The 22,246-nt window shown below is 62.4% G+C and carries 18 protein-coding genes; 10 read left to right on the top strand and 8 right to left on the bottom strand.

Going from position 1 to position 22,246, the window contains the following annotated elements:
• Positions 1–292: 292 nt before the first annotated feature.
• Both RHE_RS18285 and RHE_RS18290 read left to right on the top strand, forming a co-directional pair.
• On the top strand, positions 293–1,336 hold the full coding sequence (locus RHE_RS18285) for a porin (protein WP_011426793.1): 1,044 nt from the start codon (positions 293–295) through the stop codon (positions 1,334–1,336).
• A gap of 377 nt (positions 1,337–1,713) precedes the next feature.
• Complete coding sequence (locus RHE_RS18290) at positions 1,714–2,208, top strand: hypothetical protein (protein WP_011426794.1); 495 nt, start codon at positions 1,714–1,716, stop codon at positions 2,206–2,208.
• 6 nt (positions 2,209–2,214) lie between these two features.
• Here the strand turns inward: RHE_RS18290 and RHE_RS18295 are convergent, their stop codons facing one another.
• From RHE_RS18295 to RHE_RS18305, 3 genes are all read right to left on the bottom strand, one after another.
• Positions 2,215–2,922, bottom strand: a complete 708-nt coding sequence (locus RHE_RS18295) for a hypothetical protein (protein ID WP_011426795.1) — start codon at positions 2,920–2,922, stop codon at positions 2,215–2,217.
• 148 nt (positions 2,923–3,070) lie between these two features.
• Positions 3,071–3,250, bottom strand: a complete 180-nt coding sequence (locus RHE_RS18300; protein ID WP_041678755.1) for a hypothetical protein — start codon at positions 3,248–3,250, stop codon at positions 3,071–3,073.
• A 61-nt stretch (positions 3,251–3,311) separates the two neighbouring features.
• Positions 3,312–3,542: a hypothetical protein gene (locus RHE_RS18305; RefSeq protein WP_042119335.1), complete on the bottom strand. Its 231-nt coding sequence runs from the start codon at positions 3,540–3,542 to the stop codon at positions 3,312–3,314.
• A gap of 346 nt (positions 3,543–3,888) precedes the next feature.
• On the opposite strand from RHE_RS18305, the gene RHE_RS18310 reads away from it, so the two are divergent.
• On the top strand, positions 3,889–4,980 hold the full coding sequence (locus RHE_RS18310) for a DUF475 domain-containing protein (protein ID WP_042119012.1): 1,092 nt from the start codon (positions 3,889–3,891) through the stop codon (positions 4,978–4,980).
• A 115-nt stretch (positions 4,981–5,095) separates the two neighbouring features.
• Here the strand turns inward: RHE_RS18310 and RHE_RS33275 are convergent, their stop codons facing one another.
• The 5 genes from RHE_RS33275 to RHE_RS18330 all read right to left on the bottom strand — a co-directional run bounded on the left by RHE_RS33275 (position 5,096) and on the right by RHE_RS18330 (position 9,798).
• On the bottom strand, positions 5,096–5,266 hold the full coding sequence (locus RHE_RS33275) for a hypothetical protein (protein ID WP_020922262.1): 171 nt from the start codon (positions 5,264–5,266) through the stop codon (positions 5,096–5,098).
• Between the two features lie 156 nt (positions 5,267–5,422).
• Positions 5,423–6,940 (bottom strand): tripartite tricarboxylate transporter permease, encoded by a 1,518-nt coding sequence (locus RHE_RS18315; protein WP_011426797.1) that lies wholly within the window; start codon positions 6,938–6,940, stop codon positions 5,423–5,425.
• A gap of 86 nt (positions 6,941–7,026) precedes the next feature.
• The gene (locus RHE_RS18320; RefSeq protein ID WP_011426798.1) at positions 7,027–7,518 is read right to left on the bottom strand and encodes a tripartite tricarboxylate transporter TctB family protein; all 492 of its coding nucleotides are present in this window, start codon (positions 7,516–7,518) and stop codon (positions 7,027–7,029) included.
• Positions 7,515–8,459 carry a Bug family tripartite tricarboxylate transporter substrate binding protein gene (locus tag RHE_RS18325; protein WP_042119013.1) on the bottom strand — a complete coding sequence of 315 codons (945 nt, stop codon included), beginning with the start codon at positions 8,457–8,459 and terminating at the stop codon, positions 7,515–7,517. The genes RHE_RS18320 and RHE_RS18325 overlap by 4 nt, the downstream gene beginning before the upstream one ends.
• 292 nt (positions 8,460–8,751) lie before the next feature.
• Complete coding sequence (locus tag RHE_RS18330; protein ID WP_042119015.1) at positions 8,752–9,798, bottom strand: ABC transporter substrate-binding protein; 1,047 nt, start codon at positions 9,796–9,798, stop codon at positions 8,752–8,754.
• A 299-nt stretch (positions 9,799–10,097) separates the two neighbouring features.
• On the opposite strand from RHE_RS18330, the gene RHE_RS18335 reads away from it, so the two are divergent.
• The 7 genes from RHE_RS18335 to RHE_RS18365 all read left to right on the top strand — a co-directional run bounded on the left by RHE_RS18335 (position 10,098) and on the right by RHE_RS18365 (position 22,241).
• Positions 10,098–11,966 (top strand): adenylate/guanylate cyclase domain-containing protein, encoded by a 1,869-nt coding sequence (locus RHE_RS18335; protein WP_011426801.1) that lies wholly within the window; start codon positions 10,098–10,100, stop codon positions 11,964–11,966.
• 93 nt (positions 11,967–12,059) lie between these two features.
• A complete protein-coding gene (locus RHE_RS18340) occupies positions 12,060–12,737 on the top strand; it encodes a response regulator (protein WP_011426802.1) in 678 nt (225 codons plus the stop codon).
• On the top strand, positions 12,734–14,116 hold the full coding sequence (locus RHE_RS18345; protein WP_011426803.1) for a sensor histidine kinase: 1,383 nt from the start codon (positions 12,734–12,736) through the stop codon (positions 14,114–14,116). The genes RHE_RS18340 and RHE_RS18345 overlap by 4 nt, the downstream gene beginning before the upstream one ends.
• 110 nt (positions 14,117–14,226) lie before the next feature.
• On the top strand, positions 14,227–17,550 hold the full coding sequence (locus tag RHE_RS18350; protein ID WP_011426804.1) for a transglutaminase family protein: 3,324 nt from the start codon (positions 14,227–14,229) through the stop codon (positions 17,548–17,550).
• Positions 17,551–17,589: 39 nt separating this feature from the next.
• Entirely contained in the window at positions 17,590–20,007 is a 2,418-nt protein-coding gene (locus RHE_RS18355; RefSeq protein ID WP_011426805.1) for a circularly permuted type 2 ATP-grasp protein, read from the top strand.
• Positions 20,004–20,891, top strand: a complete 888-nt coding sequence (locus RHE_RS18360; RefSeq protein WP_042119017.1) for a transglutaminase family protein — start codon at positions 20,004–20,006, stop codon at positions 20,889–20,891. Before RHE_RS18355 ends, RHE_RS18360 begins: the two co-directional genes overlap by 4 nt.
• 114 nt (positions 20,892–21,005) lie before the next feature.
• Complete coding sequence (locus tag RHE_RS18365) at positions 21,006–22,241, top strand: TadE/TadG family type IV pilus assembly protein (RefSeq protein ID WP_011426807.1); 1,236 nt, start codon at positions 21,006–21,008, stop codon at positions 22,239–22,241.
• Positions 22,242–22,246: the final 5 nt, after the last annotated feature.

Below are 22,246 nucleotides of genomic sequence, written 5' to 3' on the forward strand. Positions count from 1 at the left end.
CATGCCCTCACCGGCGGCTCAGCCCCTCGTTGCCGAACCGGCTGGAACCTCATTTTTGTGACGAACAGATGACGAGTTTGTGACAAAATGCGTGCTATTTCAGCAACATAGCAGCACCGGCCTGCTGTCATGATCGATATCGTTATTGCGGCGCAACATCCCCCATGTAACCACCGCGGCGAGGCAGGCACCTGGTCAAAAGATGCCGCTTCGCTCACACGGGTTGAAGACACGTAGGGACTGCCGATGGCAACGGTCTTCAGCCTCTCGCATCTGAACTGGAGGTTATTCCATGAACATCAAGAGCCTTCTTCTCGGCTCCGCTGCTGCTCTCGCAGCAGTATCCGGCGCTCGGGCGGCTGACGCAATCGTTGCTGCCGAGCCGGAACCGGTTGAATACGTCCGCGTCTGCGACGCTTACGGCACCGGCTACTTCTATATCCCGGGCACGGAAACCTGCCTCAAGATCAACGGCTACATCCGTTTCCAGGTTGACGTTGCCCCGAACGCCAGCTCGATTGGCGCCGGCGGCGGCGGTTCTGTTGCCAACGACTCCGACTGGGACGCCCGCACGCGCGGCCAGGTTCAGTTCACCGCCAAGAGCGACACCGAATATGGTCCGCTGACCGGCGTTATCGTCATGCAGTTCAATGCTGACAACGCTTCGGCCCAGAAGGCCCAGCTCGACTCCGCGTACCTCGACATCGCCGGCTTCCGCGCTGGTCTGTTCTACAGCTGGTGGGACGACGGCCTCTCTGGCGAAACCGACGATATCGGTTCTCCGGTCACGCTGCATAACTCCATCCGTTATCAGTACGAAATCGACGCCTTCTACGCTGGTATCAGCGTCGACGAACTGGAAGACAGCCCGTTCTACAACGGCGAAACCGCCAACAACGTCGGCGTTGCTGTTGGTCTCGGCGGCAAGGCCGGTGCCTTCAGCTACCAGATCACGGCTGGTTACGACACCGACAACGAAGAAGGCGCCGTCCGCGCCATGGGTACGGTTGCCGTCGGCCCGGGCACGCTCGGCCTCGCAGTCGTCTATGCATCCAACCCGAACGCCTACTACAACAAGGCTGAATGGGCGATCGCTGCTGAATACGCCATCAAGGCGACTGACAAGCTGAAGATCACCCCGGCTGTTCAGTACTACAACAACTACGGCGTCACTGCTGGCGAGTTCAACGACGACGTTGACGCCTGGAAGGCTGGCGTGACGATCGACTACCAGATCGTCGACAACCTTTCGGCAAAGGTTTCGGTTCAGTACCTCGATCCGGACAATGCTGACGACGTAACCTCGGGCTACTTCCGCCTGCAGCGCGCGTTCTAATCAAGGCTGCTGGCCAGACCGGCAGCTATAAATTCCTGATCTGACTGACCTCCGATCGGGAAAGAATGGGCCTGGACTTCCCTGCCTGGGCCCATTCCCTTTGGCCAGACATGCGTCCAAGACGGCAGGCGCTCGACCAGCGCCGCCATTAGAGCGCCGTGCGTCCTCTCGCACGTCACATCACTACCTTGCCGATGTCCGGCGGCTTTTTGCCGGCAAGCCCAACCGATGTTCGCCTTACCCTTCGGCGGCCCGGCGCGGCGGCCGGCGGAATCTTTATGCTGCTCGGAACCAAATTTCGGACACAGAGCCATGCCATGGCGAATCGAAGGTGAAGCGGTGATTCGCCTCGCCAGGACATGGGATTTGAGATCGAAATGAAGTTATCCGCGCTTGTCGCCGCCGGCTTTGTTGCCGCCGTCCTCGCCTTGCCAGCCTCTGCCGCGCCGGCCTCCCCGCCGGAGACATTTCCCGGCGCTCCTGGCGTCATTACGCTTTCCGGCAAATGCGCCAGACTGGTCGTCGCCAAGTTCGACGCCACCAAGGGCTGCAAAAACGAGCTTGCCAGCGTCACGCTGGCCAACGGTTCGGTGACCTTCATCTTCACTTCGGATGGGAAGGCGCTCGGCTTCCAGGGCGATGGCAGCGGCATCAAGCCAGCCTCCAACGGCAATGCTCGCCTGCCGTTGAGCCTCGTCACGACCGGCGTTGGCAACAAGATGACCGGCCAGGTCAAGGTCGCCGGCTTCTGCACCTTCGGCAATCCCTATGCCGGCAAGCCGATCGCGATCGAATGCACCGCCGAAAGCAAGGACTCCTCCTTCACCGGCAGCTTCCGCACCGGCGGCAAACTGGTGAAAAAGGAAAAATAGCTCCCGTCAGGCGGCGCACCACGCGCCGCCGGCTGCCCCCGGTTTGCGCGCCAACCCTTCCTTGATCAGCTGCGCGCCAAAAGAGCGCCCGTCGCGCGAGACGATCCGCGGCGCGCCTGAGGGCTCGGCCTTTCCGGCCGCATCAATAACGAAGGGGCCGGCGTTCAGAAGCGCCAGCAAGCGCAGCTTCGCGGCAAAGGCCACCCGGCGTTCGTCATCGCAGCGCGCCTGGTCGGCCACCGGGCTTGCCATATCGGCAATGACGATCTTTTCGCCCTTGTACCAGAAAATGCCGCCGTCGCCGACGCAATTGATGTGCGCGCCCTGCCCGCAATAGCCGAAGGCGCCCGTCGCCGTCTGCTGAGCCCCGGGAGAGGCCGGGGCCGGCACCGCCTTGACCGGCTGGATGACCGGCGTCGGGATTGCCGCCGGCGGCAGCGGCTGCGCGGCTCTCGGCGTCGGTGCGGCGACCGCCACCTGCTTCGGCGGCACATCCTTTCTGGGGACAGGTCTCGGCTCCGCCGTTTCACGTACGATCGGCGTCGACTCCCGTTCAAGCATAGGCTGAAGGCTCTTCCAATTGTCGTGAGCGACGATCCCGCCGATCGCGGCAATGCCGATCACCGCCCAGGGCAGCAACCCGCCGCCGCTGCGCGCTCTGCTCTTTCCTCTCGCCGGCGCCTTCCGGCGGCCGCGTGTCGCTGTCTTGGCCATCTGTTCGAATCCCGTGAGGCCAGGATTATCGCTGCCCAATCCTTTCCGAAAGGTTGGCGTGAGCCGTTATCTTTGATGGCGTGTCGATGCGCTAGACAGCGAAACGCCCGGCATCGCCGGGCGCCTATCCCACAGGAGTGCCTTCCGCTTATTCCGGACGTGAGGCCGAAGGCTCGTTTTTCCCGGCCGATGCCGCGCCGCTGATGGGCGAACCGATCGGCTGTTTGCGTTTGCCGATCTCGATGCGCTTGTCGGCCCCCTCGCGGATGGCCTGCCATTCATTTTCGTGCCGAATAACAATATCTCGGGGCACAAAGTTCATTGTCATATGTTTCTCACCCTGTTTCGAATCGACCATCAGCACGCCGAAGCGGGCTCCGGAATAGCCGTTATCTCTTGGTTTTCGCATGGCCTTTGATGTCGGGGCCACCCTTGGAGAGGTCCGCACCGCTCACATGTGCCGGCACGTGAATGTCGTGGTAGACGCCAGGGGTCAACGTCAGGTCGACGTGATGCGGCGGCAGCACCTGTGCCTTCTGCATGCGGTTTGGCTTTGCCCGCTTCATGCGGTCGGATGCCTCTGTACGTTTGTCGGGAATATGGGTCGAAGTGCGCATCATCGGCATCCTTTTCAGCTCAACCAGGGTTCAACGAGCGGGGGGGCGGATGGTTCCCGAAATTATGCGGTTTTCCGTAGGGCGTTTGGCCTTGACTGGTTTTGGAAGTAGATTACCTAAGGCCTATCCCGCAGCCTTCCAGACATCGGCTACGGGGAACATTGGTGCCGGGCCCCTCTGGCGAGAGTTTTTACGGCGCTCTCGTGATGTCGGTACCGCCTGCAACTCAGCCGGCGGATTTTTCATCGATGCAAAAGCTCACCATGCCTCGTCAGCATGCCCGTTGTGGCATGCCGCGTTTTTCCACTATTTCTACCCTCTCCAGCAAGCTTTGCTGCGAGGTGCGGCCATGAACCAGTCCCAGACCGATAAATCCTCGCTCGGCTATTTCCGCTGGGCGTTCATCGTCACGGCTCTCGGCCTGGTTCTCGGCGCCGTGCTTGGTTGGCAGACGACCGGCACGATCGGCGGCATGGCGACCGTCTTCTTCATCTGTGCCGTGCTTGCGGTGCTGGAGATCTCGCTCTCCTTCGACAATGCCATCGTCAATGCCAACAAGCTGAAGGAGATGACGCCGGTCTGGCAGAAACGATTCCTCACCTGGGGCATCATCATTGCCGTCTTTGGCATGCGCATCGTCTTCCCGCTGGCGATCGTCGCGATCGCGGCACGGATCGGCCCCTGGGATGCGCTGGTGCTGGCCGCCCGCGAACCCGAGGAATATGCCCGCATCATGAACGATGCGCATCTGCCGATCGCAGCCTTCGGCGGCACGTTCCTGATGATGGTCGGCCTCAGCTATTTCTTCGACAGTGAGAAGAAGATCCATTGGCTTCGGGGCCTGGAAAAGGTGATGGCGCGCTCGGCCACCATCAGGGGCATCGAGATCGCCTTCGTGCTGGCGCTGATGCTTGTCTTCTCCTGGCTGATCGGCGGCGAGGAAGCCAGCGTCTTCGTCCATTGCGCCATCTACGGCCTGCTCACCTTCCTCGCGGTCGAGGTCGTCGGCGAGTTGCTCGATGCGTCGCAGCAGACGATGAGCGCTGCCGCCAAGGGCGGCCTCGGCGCCTTCATCTATCTGGAGGTGCTGGATGCCAGTTTCTCCTTCGACGGCGTCATCGGCGCCTTCGCCTTGACGCAGAATCTCTTCGTCATTGCGATCGGCCTGGGCATCGGCGCCATGTACGTGCGCTCGATGACCATCATGCTGGTGGAGAAGGGAACGCTTGCCGAATACCGCTATCTCGAACATGGCGCCTTCTACGCCATCCTGATCCTCGCGGTGATCATGTATGCGCAAACCTTGATGCACATTCCCGAAGTGATCACCGGCCTCGGCGGCGCGGCTCTGATCGGCCTGTCGCTCTGGTCGTCGATTCGCCACAACAAGCGCGAGCGGGCGGAAGATCACGCCGACCGGCGGGAAAAACTGCACGCTTGACGCGGCAGACAATTGAAGGTCGCAACGCGCCTCAGCGTTGCGGCTACTGCTCAGACAAAAAAAGCCCGCGACCATCCGGTTGCGGGCTGTTTCATTCGTGCATATCTGGAAGGACTTAGCGGATGACCTGACCGAAGGAGGCCGGGTCGATGCCGAGCTCCTTGAGGTCGCGGGCACGCGGACGGCGCCCAGCTTCGACAGCAGCACTCACGGCATTGGCAGCGCTCAGCGCAGCAAATGCGCGTCCCAGGAAGCCGGCCTGGACTGAATTGCGGATGGCGGACATTGTCCTGTTCCTCTTACTCTATGATTGACCACTCACAGATGGCAGTGCGCGGGCGCATCGACAATGCACGGAAAATCACCGCAGCCATGCAAAAAGAAGAGGCCGGCGCATGTTTCCATGGCCGCCTCCAGGCAGGGGTAACCTTGTCTTTTTCTTTTAATCTTCGTTTGCCGCCAGCTGCGACAGAACCTGGCCCCGACCGCGGATGCGCAGGATCAGCGGGATCAGGAAAGCGGCCGCCGCAACGATGAGCAGGCCTGCCGCGATCGGGGACATTACCAGCGTCGTCACATCGCCCTGGCTGATTGCCAGCGCGCGGCGCAGCTGCTGCTCGGCCAGCGGCCCAAGGATGAGGCCGACGACGGCGGGCGCGATCGGATAGCCGAAGAGCCGCATCACATAGCCGAGTAGACCGAAGGCGAGCAGCATGCCGAGCTCGAACACCGAAGGGTTGGCGCCGATCGTTCCGAGCGTTGCAAACAGCAGGATGCCGGCATAGAGCCACGGCTTCGGTATCGTCAGCAGCCGCACCCAGAGCCCGATCATCGGCAGGTTCAGGACGAGCAGCATCGCATTGGCGATGAGCAGGCTGGCGATCAGCCCCCAGACGAGCTGCGGATTGGTGGCAAATAGGAGCGGCCCGGGCTGCAACCCGTATTGCTGGAAGCCGGCGAGCATGATCGCCGCCGTCGCCGTCGTGGGCAGGCCGAGAGTCAGGAGCGGCACCAGCGTGCCGGCGGCGGACGCATTGTTCGCCGCCTCGGGACCGGCCACCCCTTCGATCGCGCCATGGCCAAACTCCTCCGGGTTCTTCGCTAGCCGCTTTTCGGTCGAGTAGGACAGGAACGTGCCGATTTCAGCGCCGCCCGCCGGCATGGCGCCAATCGGGAAACCGATCAGCGTGCCGCGAAGCCAGGGCTTCCAGGAGCGCGACCAGTCCTGTGCGTTCATCCAAAGCGAACCCTTGACCGCCTCTACCTGCTCCGCGACCCGGTTGCCCTGCGCTGCGATGTAGAGCGTTTCGCCGATCGCGAACATCGCCACGGCAAGCGTCGTCACCTCGACGCCGTCGAGCAGGTCGGGGATGCCGAAGGAAAGCCTGGCCTGCCCTGTCTGCTGGTCGATGCCGACCATGGCAAGTGCGAAACCGATGAACAGCGCGGTCAGGCCTCGAAGCGCCGAATCCCCAAAGGCCGAGGAGACGGTAACGAAGGCGAGCACCATCAGCGCGAAATATTCGCGCGGCCCGAAGACCAGCGCCAGCTTGACGATATAGGGCGCGATGAAGGCGAGCCCGAGCGTGGCGATGAGGCCGGCGACGAAGGAGCCGATCGCTGCCGTCGCCAGCGCCGGTCCGCCGCGCCCGGCCCGCGCCATCTTGTTGCCCTCGAGTGCAGTGACGATCGAGGCGCTTTCACCCGGTGTGTTGAGCAGGATCGACGTGGTCGAACCGCCATACATGCCGCCGTAATAGATGCCGGCGAACATGATCAGCGAGCCGCCCGGATCGAGCTTGTAGGTGGCCGGCAACAGCAGCGCCACGGTGAGCGCCGGGCCGATGCCGGGCAACACGCCGACGGCAGTGCCGAGTGTCACGCCGACCAGCGCATAAACCAGGTTCATCGGCTGCATCGCAACCAGGATACCCTGCCATAGGAATTCGAATGTGCTCATCTTGGTGTCCCAGGCGGCGCTTCCGTCCGTGCCTTCGCAACCGGTCGCCGCGAAAAATCAAAAGAGCTGACAGCGCGTCCGCGCGGTCAGAAGAACAGATGTTCAAGCGGCCCGGCCGGCAGCGTCAGCTGTAGGAGCTGCGAGAAGATCGCCCAGACGACGAAGCTGAAAACGATGCCGATCGGCAGCGAGATCCAGAGCCTGCGTTTACCGAAGCCGCGTGCCGTCAACGCAAACAGTATACCGGTCGCAATCGAGAAGCCGGCAACGCGCAGAAGCAGCATCTGGCAGACAAGACCGGCGACGATCCAGATGACGGGCGCCACTTCTTGCTTGTCTCGTTCCGGAAACTCGCCGCGCCAGGCTTCGGCAACGGTCCAGATGCCAAGACAGAAAAGCCCGAACGCCACCACCTCAGGAACCGTTGCCGGACCGATGCGGGCATACTGTGCGATCGTATTCAGATGCGTTGCATCCCAGGCCATCACACCCGCGATGACGAAGAGGAAAACGGCAATGATGAACGCCGCCCGATCAGGGCGGCGCTCGGTTGCCGAGGAGGTGTTGTCCTCGCTCATTGAACAAGTCCGATCTCTTTAAGAATGCCTTCAGTGGCGGAGACGTCCTTTTCGAGCTGCGCTTTGAAGGCATCGCCGGAAAGATAGGTGTCGGCCCACCCCTTGGTCTTGAGCGTTTCCTGCCAGGTGGCAGAGCTGTGCAGCTTCTCGAAATCGGCCGTGATCTTAGCGACCTCGTCGTCCGACAGGCCGGGGGCTGCGGCGACCATGCGCCAGTTCTGGATGCTGACATCGGTGCCGGCTTCCTTCAGCGTCGGCGCATCGACGCCGTCGATACGCTTGTCGCTGGAGACGGCGAGAAGACGCAGCATGCCTGCTTTCACCTGCGATTCGAACTCGCTGTAGCTCGAAACGCCGGCTGTGACCTGGTTGCCGAGAATGGCTGCGAGCGCTTCACCGCCGCCGGAGAAGGCGACATAGTTGATCTTCGTCGGATCGACGCCAGAAGCCTTGGCGATCAGGCCTGCGGTGATGTGGTCTGTGCCGCCGGCCGAGCCGCCACCCCAGGAAACGGAGCCCGGATCTTTCTTCAATGCAGCGACCAGATCGGCCATGGTCTTGATATCGGACGAGGCGGGAACGACAACGGCCTCATATTCGCCGGTCAGGCGGGCGATCGGCGTCACGTCCTTGAGCGTCACGGGCGACTTGTTGGTGAGGATGGCGCCGACCATGACATAGCCGCCAACAATGAGCGAATTCGGATTGCCGGCAGCCTGGCTGGCAAACTGCGCAAGGCCGATGGTGCCGCCGGCGCCGGGAACGTTCTGGACCTGTACGTTGCCGGCGATCTTCTCCTGCTGCAGCGCAGCCTGCAGCGAACGGGCCGTCTGGTCCCAGCCGCCGCCAGGCGCGGCCGGCGCGATGATGGTGTAATCGGCCGCATGGGCCGGCAGCGCGATGGCGGCTGCGAGAATGGTTGCGATGAACGTATGCTTCACGATGTGTCCTCCGTGGGCGGTCGAGCGCACCGCCTATTATTCTCCAGTGAATCGGGAGGGATAGCCGGCCGGCGGACACAGTTGTCCAATGACGAGCGGAAGACCTCCCAAGACTTCAGTTCCCCGCCTCCACGGAGAAGAAGTAGCCAAAAGCCACCACAACAAGCTGTCATCTAGCTGACATCGGCAAGATATCCAGGAGGAGAAGCCGCTTTTTTGCCGTAATTGGGCCAGCAGCCCGCAGAGGTATGACGGATATTGAGGTCATGAACCGGCCGAAAGCTGGCCTTCTTCACTGCGCCCGCAGAACCTCGTTCCAGTGCGCGATCAGCCCCGCACGCTTTACCTGGTCGAGATAGACCATCAACCCGGGACTAACGGGCACCGGCCGAAGTTGGGCGCCGAGCAGTTCCTGCAGCGTATTGGCCGTATTCTCGCCCGCCACTTCAGGACTGACAGCCGGGATCTGCAGTTCGCGCGCCATGATCGTCTGCCCTTCCTTCGACATGAAAAAGGCAAGGTAGCGGCGCCCAAGCTCCGGCTCGGCGGCCGCCTGCGGCACCAGCCCGATCCGCGACATCACCACCGTATAGTCCTTCGGCAGCACGATTCCGACATCGGGGTGCCGCGACGCCCAATCGGCGGCGTAGGAACCGAGAATATTATAGCCGAGCACGAAGCGCCCGTCGGCGACGCGTTCGAGAATCGCCGAGCTCGTCGAGTAAAGTTTGACGCCGGCCGCGCCCATCGCGCCGATCACCGACCAGATGTCGCCGAACTGCTCCTGATCGCGCGCCATGAAGAGAAAGCCGACGCCGGACCGCTCAATATCGTAGGTGCTGATCCGGCCATGGACCGCGTTGCCCTTGCGCTTCAGATAATCCACGAACTCCGCTCGCGAGCTCGGCACTGGCTCATGCGCGAAGCTCGGCTTGTGATAGACGAACACCGCCGGCTCGAAGGTCAGTGCATAGGCAGTATTGCGCCAGTTCGCCCATTTCGGCCAGGCTGCGCTCATCGGCAGGTTGCTCACCTGCGCATAGCCGTCGTTGGAAAGCTTCACCTGCAGATCCATCGCCGACGAAAAGGCAAAATCCGCCGTCTTCTTGCCGGCGTCCGTCTCCCTGACGATCCGGTCGTAGATCTCGCCCGTCAGCATGTCCTCGTATTTGACCGCGACGTCGGGATTGGCCTCCTGGAAACCCCGGATCATCGGCTGCGCCAACGGCTCGTCGAGGGAGGAATAGACCGTCAGCACCGGCGCATCGGTCTTGCCCGATTTCGCGGGATAAAAGACTGGGTCGGCCTGCGCAAAGCCCGGCGACAACGCCAGCAGCAAGATGAAAATTCTCCTCATGCCCCGACAATGCCTGACCATGCCGGCTGGAGCAAGGGAGCATCGAACGAAGCAGAACAATCGGACTTTGCTGGTCAGAAATCCGGCATTTCACCACAAAGGATTAGCGATGAGCGTCATCCTTCGCCCGTTTAGAGTATTGATGAAGATTGGTGACGTTATATGTTCGCGCTGCCGCATCACAATGTCGGAACCGACCGAATTTCTATTCGGCCGACGACCCTGTGCGACAAAAACTCTAAAAAAGCTAGGTTGTTTCTGGAAGATCCATGGGAGGGGTCATGGAACGACGACTGAGCGCTATTCTCGCTGCGGATGTCGTCGGCTACAGCCGACTGATGGGCCTCGATGAATCAGGCACGCTGCAGGCGCTGAACCGCCATCGCTGCGAGCTGGTCGATATTCGTATCTCGGATTACAAGGGCCGGATCGTCAAACTCACCGGCGACGGCATTCTTGCCGAATTCCAGAGCGTGGTGAATGCGGTCGCCTGCGCCGCCGAAATCCAGCGCAGCATGTCGGCCCGCAACGAGAACGTTCCAAAGGATGAGCGCGTCGAATTCCGCATGGGCATCAATCTCGGCGACGTCGTCGTCGAAAATGGCGATATCTTCGGCGACGGCGTCAATCTTGCCGCCAGACTCGAGCGTATCGCCGCGCCGGGCGGCATCGCAGTTTCCGCCTCGGTGCGCGATCAGGTCGGGTCTCGCCTCAATCTCGGCTTCGAGTTCATCGGCGAGCATATGCTGAAGAACATCAGGCAGCCGGTTCAGGTCTACACCGTCACCTTGGCGCCGCCGTCCTCCGCCAGGCTGGTCGCGCAGAACCGCAATACCTGCTTCATCGCGGTGCTGCCTTTCACCAATATGAGCGGCGACGCCGACCAGGACTATTTCTCCGACGGCATCACCGAAGACATCATCACCGATCTCTCGAAGATCTCCAGCCTGCACGTCGTGCCGCGCAATACGATCTTTACCTACAAGGGCATGTCGGTGAAGTTGAAGCGGCTCGCCCAGGAACTCGGCGTACGCTATGTGCTCGAAGGCAGCGTGCGCATCTTCGACAAGCGCGTGCGCATCTCCGGCCAGCTTATCGACACCGCTAACGGCGATCATCTCTGGGCCGAGCGTTACGACCGCGACCTCACCGACATCTTCGCCATCCAGGACGAGATTACCCATGCGATCGTCGGCCAGTTGAAGGTGCGGCTGCTGCCGGAGGAAAAGAAGGCGATTGCCAACGAACCGACTGCCAATGTCGAAGCCTATACTTATTATCTCAGGGGCCGCCAGCTCTCACACACCTGGACGAAGTCATACCTGCAGCTCGCCAGGCGCATGTTCTGCAAAGCGGTCGAGCTGGATCCCGATTATGCCCGCGCCTATGCCGGCATCGCCGATTGCGACGCTGCGATCCGCGACTGGGCGCCCGACGACGTGCCGCTGAGGCGTATCCTCGACATGAGCACCCGCGCGCTCGCGCTGGATCCCGATCTTCCCGAAGCCCATGCCTCGCACGGCTTGGCTCTGCATCAAAGCGGCTACGATGACCGGGCGGCGGCGGCTTTCGAGCGCGCCCTGACCCTTGACCCGAACCTGTTCGAGGCGAATTTCCATTACGCCCGGTTCTTCTTCATGCGCGGCAACTTTGCCGAATCCGTTCAATATTTCACCCGCGCCGCCGAAATCCGCCCTGACGACTACGTTTCGCCGATCCATCTGATGGCCGCCTACAGCTCGCTCGGCCGTCCGGTGGATACGGAAAACTGGGCGCGCCTCGGTCTGCTGCGCGCCGAACGCGCCCTGAACCTCAATCCGGAAAATTCCGGCCCGGCCCATCGCGGTGCGCTGGCACTTGCCCATCTCGGCGATGCGGCGCGCGCACGCGACTGGGCCGCCCGCGCAATCGCCATCGATCCCGACGATATTGTCGCCCAGTATAATCTCGCCTGCGTCTATTCCGTGCTCGGCGACGTCGATCAGGCGATCGACCTCTTGGAGAAGCTGCTGCCGCACAGCTCGGTCTACCATATCAAATGGTTCAACAATGATTCCGACCTCGACAACATCCGCGACGATCCGCGCTTCCGGAAGCTGCTCGCCGCCGCGATGACGGAACGTGAGCGGATCGAGAGGACCGCGAGCTGAAGTCTCGTCCCCAGCCATTCACCGAATTTTGAAAATCGCTATGACATCGCTCCGCCACCTCTGTAATCTCCTTTGAAAACAGAGGGAACATCCGTGCGCATCCTGCTCACAGAAGACAATATCGCGCTGGCCGATGGTCTGTCGGCAATCCTGCGCGGCACGGGGCATGCCGTCGACGTTGTCCATGACGGCGCATCCGCCAATGCGGTTATCGCGGCGGAAAATTTCGATCTTGTCATTCTCGACCTCAACCTGCCCGAAATGGACTGGCTCGACGTGCTGCGCGCCATGCGCGCCCGGCAGAACCAGGCAGCCGTCCTGATCCTGACGGCGCGCGGCACCCCCGAAGAACGGGTGAAGGGTCTCGATCTCGGCGCTGACGATTATCTGATCAAACCCTTCGATATTGCCGAGTTCGAGGCCCGCGTACGCGTGCTGCTGCGCCGCCAGGCCGGGCTGCGTTCGGCGACCGTCGGATTCGGCGGCATTTCCTTCGACCTCAACTCCCGCACCTTTTCATCAGGCGACACGCCGCTTGATATTCCCGCCCGCGAACTCGGCTTGCTCGAAATCCTCTTCATGCGAGCCGGCAAGGTCGTGGCCAAGGAGGCGATCATCCAGTCGCTGACGGCCTTCGACGATGATATTTCCGCAAACGCGATCGAGCAATATGTCAGCCGGCTGAGAAAGCGCCTCTCGCCGCACGGCCTGACGGTCAAGACTGCCCGCGGCATCGGCTACTATCTTGACAAGTTGCCCGAGGCCTCATGAAAGCCGCCTACTCCCTCAGGCGCCGGCTGCTCTTCTGGCTGTTCATCTCGACCGCCGTCATCGGCACGCTGGCGCTCGGCGATACCTATCGCGAGGCAGTCCAGACCTCGAATATCGTCTCCGACCGCGTGCTCGCCGGCTCCGCTCTGGCAATTGCCGAACGCGTCGTCGTCGCCGAAGATGGGACATTGCAGGTCGACATTCCTTATGTCGCCCTTGAAATGCTGACCTCGGCGGCGCAAGACCGGGTCTTCTACCGCGTTGACGGCCCTCCGGGTCAATTCATCACCGGCTATCAGTCCCTGCCGGTCCTGAAGAAGACGCCCGGCAATGCCGCAGCCTTTGCCGACGACAGCTTCCGCGGCGAGCCGATCCGCATCGCCACCCTTGAGCGCTCGGCCTCGACGGGCATCCGCTCCGTGCCCTTCGTCGTGACGGTGGCGGAAACCACCATCGCCCGCCGGCAATTGACGCAGGCGATTCTCGTACGCTCGGCGCTGCGTCTCGCCTTTATGATCTTGGGCGCGGCGGTCATCGTCTGGATATCGGTCACAGTGGCGCTCCGCCCACTCTACAAGCTCGGCGACGCCATCGGCGAGCGCAGTCCTGACGATCTGCATCCGATCGAACAAACCGTGCCGAGCGAGGTCGAGCCGCTGGTCGGCACGGTGAACTCTTTCATGGTTCGCCTGGAGTCGGCCCTCGATGCGCTGCGCCATTTCACCGGCAATGCCAGCCATCAGCTGCGCACGCCGCTGGCAATCATCCGCACCCAGCTTGCCCTTTCCGCCCGCGCCGGCACGCTTGGTGAAGCTCAGGCGGCGGCGATGAAGGGCGATCAGGCCGTGGCACATGCCGAACGCATCCTCGCCCAGCTTCTGCTGATGGCGAAGATCGATGCCGCCACGGCCAAGGAGGCGCTGACCGCCTCCGCCATCGACCTTGCGGCAATCGCTCAGGAAATCACCGGCGAGCAGATCCCGGCGGCCGCCGTCGCCGGCATCGATCTCGGCTTCGAGGGCGAAGGTCCGGCCATGATCCGCGCCGAGCCGCTGCTGATCGGCGAGATGCTGCGCAACCTCGCCGGCAACGCCATCGCCTATGCCGGCAAGGGGGCTGAGGTCACCGTCCGCATCATCGCAGCCGCCGACGCGGTTCGTCTCGAAGTCGAGGACAATGGTCCCGGCATTCCGCGCGAGAAACTGGAGGCGGTCCGCAGGCGCTTTTCGCGCGGCAACGATTCCGGCGCGCCCGGCGCCGGCCTCGGCCTGCCGATCGTCGAAGAAATCGCCAATCTTTTCAACGCCGCCCTGACGCTGGAGCCGGGCGCGGGCGGCAAGGGCCTGAAGGCGGCGGTCACCTTCACCAAGGCGGCGTAAAAGCCGCCGGGTCTTCGGCGTTCCGCCCTTGCTTTCTTTCGCTGCATTGCACACACTGGCTTCGGGAACAGCAAACCGCACAACGATGCGCGCCGGATAAAAAGAGAAATATGTCGATCAAAGCCAGCATCTATCACCTGACGCATTATATCTATGACAAACCGGTCCGGCTCGGCCCACAGATCATCCGGTTGAAACCGGCCTCGCATTCGAAGACAAGGGTGCTCAGTCACTCGCTGAAGGTCACGCCCTCCAACCACTTCGTCAACCTGCAGCAGGACCCTTACGGCAACTACCTCGCCCGCTATGTCTTCCCCGACCCGGTAACGGAGTTCAAGATCGAGGTCGACCTCGTCGCCGACATGACGGTCTATAATCCCTTCGACTTCTTCGTCGAGGAGGAGGCGACCAAGTGGCCGTTCGACTATCCTGAAACCATCCGCGAGGATCTGTCGATCTACATGACGCCGGAACCGGCCGGCCCGCGCCTCAAGGCGCTGCTGCCGACGCTCGATTGGTCGCCGGGCCAGCCGACGATCGATATGATCGTCGGTCTGAACGCCCGCCTGCAGCGGCAGATCGGCTATGTCATCCGTATGGAAGCCGGCGTGCAGACGCCGGAAGAGACCCTGGAAATCGCCAAGGGCTCCTGCCGCGACACCAGCTGGCTGCTCGTCCAGATCCTGCGCCATCTCGGCCTCGCCGCCCGCTTCGTCTCTGGCTACCTCATCCAGCTGACGCCTGATCTGAAGGCGCTTGACGGCCCCTCCGGCACTGAAGTTGATTTCACCGACCTGCATGCCTGGGCCGAGGTCTATCTGCCCGGTGCCGGCTGGGTCGGCCTCGATCCGACCTCCGGCCTCCTGACCGGCGAAAGCCATATCCCGCTTGCAGCAACGCCGCATTATCGCAACGCCGCTCCGATTTCCGGCGGCTATTTCGGCGAGGCCGAAACCGAATTCGCCTTCGATATGAAGGTCTCGCGCGTTGCCGAGCATCCGCGCATCACCAAGCCCTTCTCCGATGACAGCTGGAACGAACTCAACGAACTCGGCGAGAAGGTCGATCGCATCCTCGAAGCCGAGGATGTGCGCCTCACCATGGGCGGCGAGCCGACCTTCGTCTCGATCGACGATTTCCAATCGGCCGAATGGAATACCGAGGCCGTCGGCCCGACCAAGCGCGAAAAGGCGGACGCGCTCATCCGGCGGCTTCGCACCCGCTTCGCCCCGAACGGCTTCCTGCATTACGGCCAGGGCAAATGGTATCCGGGCGAAAGCCTGCCGCGCTGGACCTTCTCGCTCTACTGGCGCAAGGACGGCCTGCCGATCTGGTCCGATGACAATCTTATCGCCACCGAGGGCCGCAATTATGAGGTCATGGAGGATGACGCCGGCCGGCTGCTGACGGCGATTGCCGGCGAGCTGGACGTTTCCCCGGAATACGTCGCGCCGGCCTTCGAGGATCCCGCCGAATGGCTCACAAAGGAAGCGAACCTGCCGGAGAATGTCGATCCGGCGAATTCCAAGCTCAAGGACGCCGAGGAGCGCAGCCGTATCGCCCGTGTCTTCGATCGCGGACTGACCCGCCCGACCGGTTATGTCCTGCCTGTTCAGGCCTGGAATGCGCGCGCCAGTGGCCGTACCTGGACGAGCGAGAAATGGTCGACGCGGCGCGGCCGCATCTTCCTCGTGCCGGGCGACAGTCCGGTCGGCTATCGTCTGCCGCTCAATTCGCTCGCCTATATCCCGCCGTCGCAATATCCCTATATCAACCCGCTCGATCCCTTTGTGCAGCGCTCCGAACTGCCGGATTTCGGCGAGGATAGCGGGCGTCCGCTGCAGGCCGCGCACTTCCAGCCCTTCACCGGCCAGCAGCCGGCGGCATCCCAATCGTTGAACGAGATCGGCGGCCACGTCCGCACTGCGCTTTCCGTCGAGCCGCGCGACGGCCGCCTCTGCGTCTTCATGCCGCCGACGGAAACGCTCGAAGATTATCTCGATCTCATCGCCTCGACCGAACGAGCGGCCGCCGCCCTCGGCCTCGCCGTTCACATCGAAGGTTATCCGCCGCCGCAGGACGAACGCATCAACGTCATCCGCGTCGCCCCGGATCCCGGCGTCATCGAGGTCAACATTCATCCGTCCTCGACATGGAAAGAGACGGTCGACATCACCACTGCCATCTACGAGGAGGCCCGCCAGAGCCGTCTCGGCGCCGACAAGTTCATGATCGACGGCCGCCATACCGGCACCGGCGGCGGCAACCATGTGGTCGTCGGCGGCAGCAACCCGAACAACAGCCCTTTCCTGCGCCGTCCGGATCTGCTGAAGAGCCTCGTGCTGCACTGGCAGCGCCATCCTTCACTGTCCTACCTCTTCTCCGGCCTGTTCATCGGCCCGACCAGCCAGGCGCCGCGCATCGATGAAGCCCGTCACGACAGCCTCTACGAGCTGGAAATCGCACTGGCGCAGATCCCCGCGCCCGGCCGCGGCCAACCGCCGCTGCCCTGGCTCGTAGATCGCCTGTTCCGCAACCTGCTGATCGACGTGACCGGCAATACCCACCGCGCCGAAATCTGCATCGACAAACTCTTCTCGCCCGATGGCCCGACGGGTCGCCTCGGTCTCGTGGAATTCCGGGGCTTCGAGATGCCGCCGAATGCCCGCATGTCGCTGGCCCAGCAGCTGCTGGTGCGTGCGCTGATCGCCCGCTTCTGGATGAATCCGGCCGACGGCAAGTTCGTGCGCTGGGGAACCTCGCTGCACGACCGCTTCATGCTGCCGCATTATGTCTGGGCCGACTTCCTCGATGTGTTGGCGGACTTGCGTCAAAACGGCTTCGATCTCAGCCCTGAATGGTTCAAGGCTCAGCTCGAATTCCGCTTCCCCTTCTGCGGCGAGGTCGAATATGAAGGATCGAAGCTGGAGCTGCGCCAGGCGCTGGAACCCTGGCATGTCATGGGTGAGCAAGGCGCGATCGGCGGCACGGTGCGTTATGTGGACTCGTCCGTCGAACGCCTGCAGGTACGCTTCGAAACCAGCAATACCGCGCGCTACACCGTCACCTGCAACGGCCGCGTCCTGCCGCTGACGCCGACCGGCACGTCAGGCGTATCGGTCGCCGGCGTCCGATACAAGGCGTGGCAGCCGGCCTCCGGCCTGCATCCGGTGCTGCCGATCAACACACCTTTGACTTTTGACATTTATGATACATGGTCGAAACGTTCGATTGGCGGATGCATCTATCATGTTGCCCATCCGGGCGGCCGGACCTATGACACCTTCCCGGTCAACGGCAACGAGGCGGAAGCAAGGCGGCTCGCCCGCTTCGAGCCGTGGGGGCATACGGCGGGCGGTTTTATCCCGCGCGCCGAGACGGGTTCGCCGGAATTCCCGCTGACGCTGGATCTGAGGCGGCCCGCCGGCATTTGAGGCCCGGGGGTAGAGGCCGAGCGTTGAAGTTGGGGTTTGATGGGTAAGAGACCGGCAGTGGAGCGCAGGGAAGAGGCTGGCGATCGCATCGGCAAGGATGCGGCCTTCGATTATGCGCCGCTTCCCGGCACCGCCGACGAGATGGTCGACAACAAAGGCGTGGTCCGCCCCGTCTGGCAGCGTTTCCTCTCGCATCTCGGCGCAATGCCGGAAAAGGATCTCGCGGAGCGCTTTGCCCGCGCCGATCGCTATCTCAGAGACGCCGGCGTCTTCTATCGTGCCTATGGCAGCAAGGGCACCGGCGAACGCGCCTGGCCGATCTCGCATATCCCGGTGCTGATCGACGAGCGCGAATGGCAGGCGCTGTCGGCGGGCCTCGTCCAGCGCGCCGACCTCCTGGAGGCGATCATTGCCGATATCTACGGCGAGAACCGGCTGGTGGAGGAAGGATTCCTGCCGCCGGCGCTGATAGCCGCCAATCCCGAATTTCAGCGCCCGCTGTCCGGCATCCGGCCGGCATCCGGCCATTATCTGCACTTCTGCGCCTTCGAGATCGGCCGCGGACCTGACGGCAATTGGTGGGTGCTGGCAGACCGCACCCAGGCTCCCTCCGGCGCCGGCTTCGCGCTTGAAAACCGCGTCGCGACGACCCGGGCTTTCTCGGATATCTACGCCGAAACGCCCGTCCACCGCCTCGCCTCCTTCTTCGGCGCCTTCCGCGATGCGCTGCAGGACATGAAACATTCGGGCGACGACCGCATCGCCGTCCTGACGCCAGGCCCTGCCAACGAGACCTATTACGAACACGCCTACATCGCGCGCTATCTCGGCTTCATGCTGCTCGAGGGCGAGGATCTCGCCGTCGTCAAGGGCCGCGTCATGGTGCGCACCGTCGCCGGCCTGAAGCCGATCGGCGTGCTCTGGCGCCGCCTCGATTCGGCCTTTGCCGACCCGCTGGAGCTGAACCAGAATTCGCATATCGGCACGCCCGGTCTGGTGGAGGCGCTGCGCGCCGAAAGCGTCACCATCGTCAACGCGCTCGGCACCGGCATTCTCGAGACCCGGGCGCTCCTGGCCTTCATGCCGACCATCTGCCGGCATCTGCTTGGCCAGGATCTGAAACTGCCCTCGATCGCCACCTGGTGGTGCGGCCAGAAAGAAGAGCGCGAGCAGGTCGCCAAGAATATCGAGAAAATGGTGATCGGCCCGGCCTACTCCCGTGCCCCCTTCTTCGATGACAACGGCGAATCCGTCCTCGGCTCGTCGCTGCGGGCGACCGCCAAGGACTCAATTGCCGATTGGCTGAATTCGGACGGTCCGAAACTGGTCGGCCAGGAAGTCGTCACGCTATCGACGACGCCCGCCTGGGTGAACGGCAAACTCGTGCCGCGGCCGATGTCGCTGCGCGTTTTCGCTGCCCGTACGGCAGACGGCTGGCAGATCATGCCCGGCGGTTTTGCCCGCATCGGCTCCGGCGCCGACGTCTCGGCGATAGCCATGCAGTCTGGCGGAGCAGCTGCCGACGTCTGGATCGTCAGCGACAAGCCGGTCGAGCGCCACACGCTGCTGCCGGCCGAAGGCAGCTTCACCCGCAACATGCCTGGCAGCCTGCCGAGCCGGGCGGCCGACAACCTGTTCTGGCTCGGCCGCTACATCGAACGCGCAGAAGGGGCGCTACGCATCCTGCGCGCCTGGCATGCGCGTTTTGCCGAAGCCGCCGATCCGAGCCAGCCGCTGCTCGCCGACGTCTCCTCCTATCTCGCGGCCGTCGATATCGATACCGCCGAGCCCGTGCCCGAAAGGCTCCTGCGCAACATCGACAGCGCCGTCTATTCGGCGAGCAATATCCGCGACCGCTTCTCGCCGGATGGTTGGCTCGCCCTTAACGATCTCGCCAAGACCGCCCGTCGCTTTCACGCCACCGTCACTGCCGGTGATGACGCCAGCCATGCGATGACCATTCTTCTGCGCAAGCTTGCCGGCTTTGCCGGCCTCGTGCACGAGAACATGTACCGCTTCATGGGCTGGCGTTTCCTCTCGCTCGGCCGCTATATCGAGCGCGGCCTGCACATGACCCGCCTGCTCGGCCACATGTCCGGCCCGGAAGCGCCCGACGGCGCGCTCGACATGCTGCTCGAGATCGGCGACAGCGTCATGACCCACCGCCGCCGCTATAACGTCAACACCGCACGCCTGACCGTCACTGACCTCTTGGCGCTCGACCCTCTCAACCCGCGTTCGGTCCTCTTCCAGGTGAACGAGATCCACCACGAGGTCGAGCAACTGCCGAATGCCCTGATCAATGGCCAGATGTCACCCTTCTACCGCGAGGCGATGCGGCTTCATTCCGGTCTGGCGGTGATGACGCCGGAGGGCATGGGCGTCGAGGTCTACCAGCGGCTCGAACGCGAATTGGAGCAGCTCTCCGATCTGCTCGCCCAGACCTATCTCGGGTGACGGCGGTGCTTTACGATCTCTCGCTCCGCATGAGTTACAGCTACGACGTGCCGGCCTCCGGCTCTCGCCACGTCATGCGACTGATGCCGCTGTCGCTGAGCAACCGGCAACGTCTGGTCGCCGGCTCGATCACCGTCTCGCCGACGCCGGACGAGCAGTCGCATTTCGTCGATTTCTTTCAACATCCCGCCACCTCCTTCATGCTGCGAACGCCGCACGAGATGCTCGACATTCGCATGCAGGCCCGTGTGCAGGTCGAAAGCCAGCCGATTGCCGCCGATTTCTCGCCGCTGCTTGCCGACCTGCCGGAGGAAATATCAGGCGTCTGGTCACTGGCGCCGGATTCACCGCATCACTTCCTCGGCGACAGCCCGCGTCTGACGCAGGCGCGCGAGATTGGCGATTATGCACGAGGCTGCGTCACGCCCCAGCTGACAGCCATGCAGATCGCCCATGCGCTCTGCGCCCGCATCCATAAGGATTTCACCTACGATTCCGACGCGACGACAGTGGACACGACCCCGCTCGAGGCGTTCAGGCTGAAACGCGGCGTCTGCCAGGATTTCACCCACATCATGATCCTGGCGCTGAGAAGCCTCGGCATTCCGGCCGGTTACGTCTCCGGTTTCCTGCGCACCATCCCGCCCCCCGGCAAGGAACGACTGGAAGGGGCAGACGCCATGCATGCCTGGGTGCGGGTCTGGTGCGGCGAGACGATCGGCTGGATCGAGCTCGACCCGACCAATGACATCCCCGCCGGCATGGACCACATTGTCGTCGCCTATGGCCGGGACTATTCCGATGTCGTCCCCGTTATCGGCGTATTGAAAAGCTATGGCGGCCAGCGCGCCGTTCAGGCGGTCGATGTCATCCCGCTGAAATAATCCCAAAACTGGAAAAATTAGCCGATTCGTTAAAATTCTATTGATGCCGTAAGGACTGCGTAAAGAGGCAGCGTGCGTAAATCACCTCACAGGGTTTCCAGTTGGGTGAACATGATGAGCACCTCCTTTTTGCGTCCCTGCCTGCGTCGTATGTTCAGCGATCGAGGCGGTAACTTCGGTATCATGACGGCGATCTTGGCGCCGGTTCTTCTCGGCGCTGCCGGTATGGCGATCCAGGTCGGTGATATGCTGCTCTCGAAACAGCAATTGCAGGAAGCAGCCGATTCGGCGGCGCTTGCGACCGCCACCGCACTGGCGAATGGCACGATCCAAACCACCGAGGCCGAAGCCTTTGCCCGCAATTTCGTCGCGGGGCAGATGGCGAATTATCTGCAGAGCGGCACCGACATCAAGAGCACGACCAGCGTCAATGTCCAAACAACGACATCGGGCAAATCGACATCCTACCAAGTAACGGTTTCGCCGGCCTATGTCCTAACGGTCAATCCGCTGATGCAGGCGGTCGGCTTCACCACGCAGCACCTTTCGACATCCGGCACGACGATCGGCGGCCACTCGCAGACCCAAGGCTCGATCTCCATGTTCCTCGCGCTCGATAAATCGGGATCGATGGGAGAAGACACGGCGACCGTCAACGAGGAGAGTCCCACCGAATCGTACACCTACGACTGCAACCTCCACTACAACACCAAAAACAATAAGTGGGTTTATGACAAATGCACCGGCAGCCGCACCAATTATTATACCAAGATTGAGGCGCTGAAGATGGCCGCCGGCAATCTCTTCAGTCAGTTGAACAGCGCCGATCCCAATGCGCAATATGTACGCACTGGCGCCGTGTCCTATGATATCAACCAGTATGCTCCGAGCAGTCTCGCTTGGGGAATTACCGGCGTCAGCAGCTATGTAAACGCACTTCAGGCCAATGGCGGCACGAATTCAAGCGGCGCAATGAACACGGCTTACACGTCATTGACCGCTAAGAACGCTGCCGGGAATGACGTCGAAAACTCCGCCCATCAGCAGAAAACCGGGCAAGTGCCCAAGAAGTACATCGTCTTCATGACGGACGGCGACAACAACAATGATCCCAGCGGCGGCCGGTCCTACGACACTGCAACAAAGAAGACATGCGACGACGCGAAATCGAAGGGCATCGAAATCTATACGATTGCCTTTATGGCACCCGCAGGCGGGCAGGCGCTGCTGCATTATTGCGCCTCCGACGACTCCCATTATTTCCAGGCTGAAAAAATGGAAGACCTCCTCGCCGCCTTTCAGGCGATCGGTGCGAAGGCCTCCGCTCAGCTGACACGTCTGACGAACTGACGGCG

Origin of the sequence: Rhizobium etli CFN 42 (assembly GCF_000092045.1) — a bacterium.
Classification (GTDB): domain Bacteria; phylum Pseudomonadota; class Alphaproteobacteria; order Rhizobiales; family Rhizobiaceae; genus Rhizobium; species Rhizobium etli.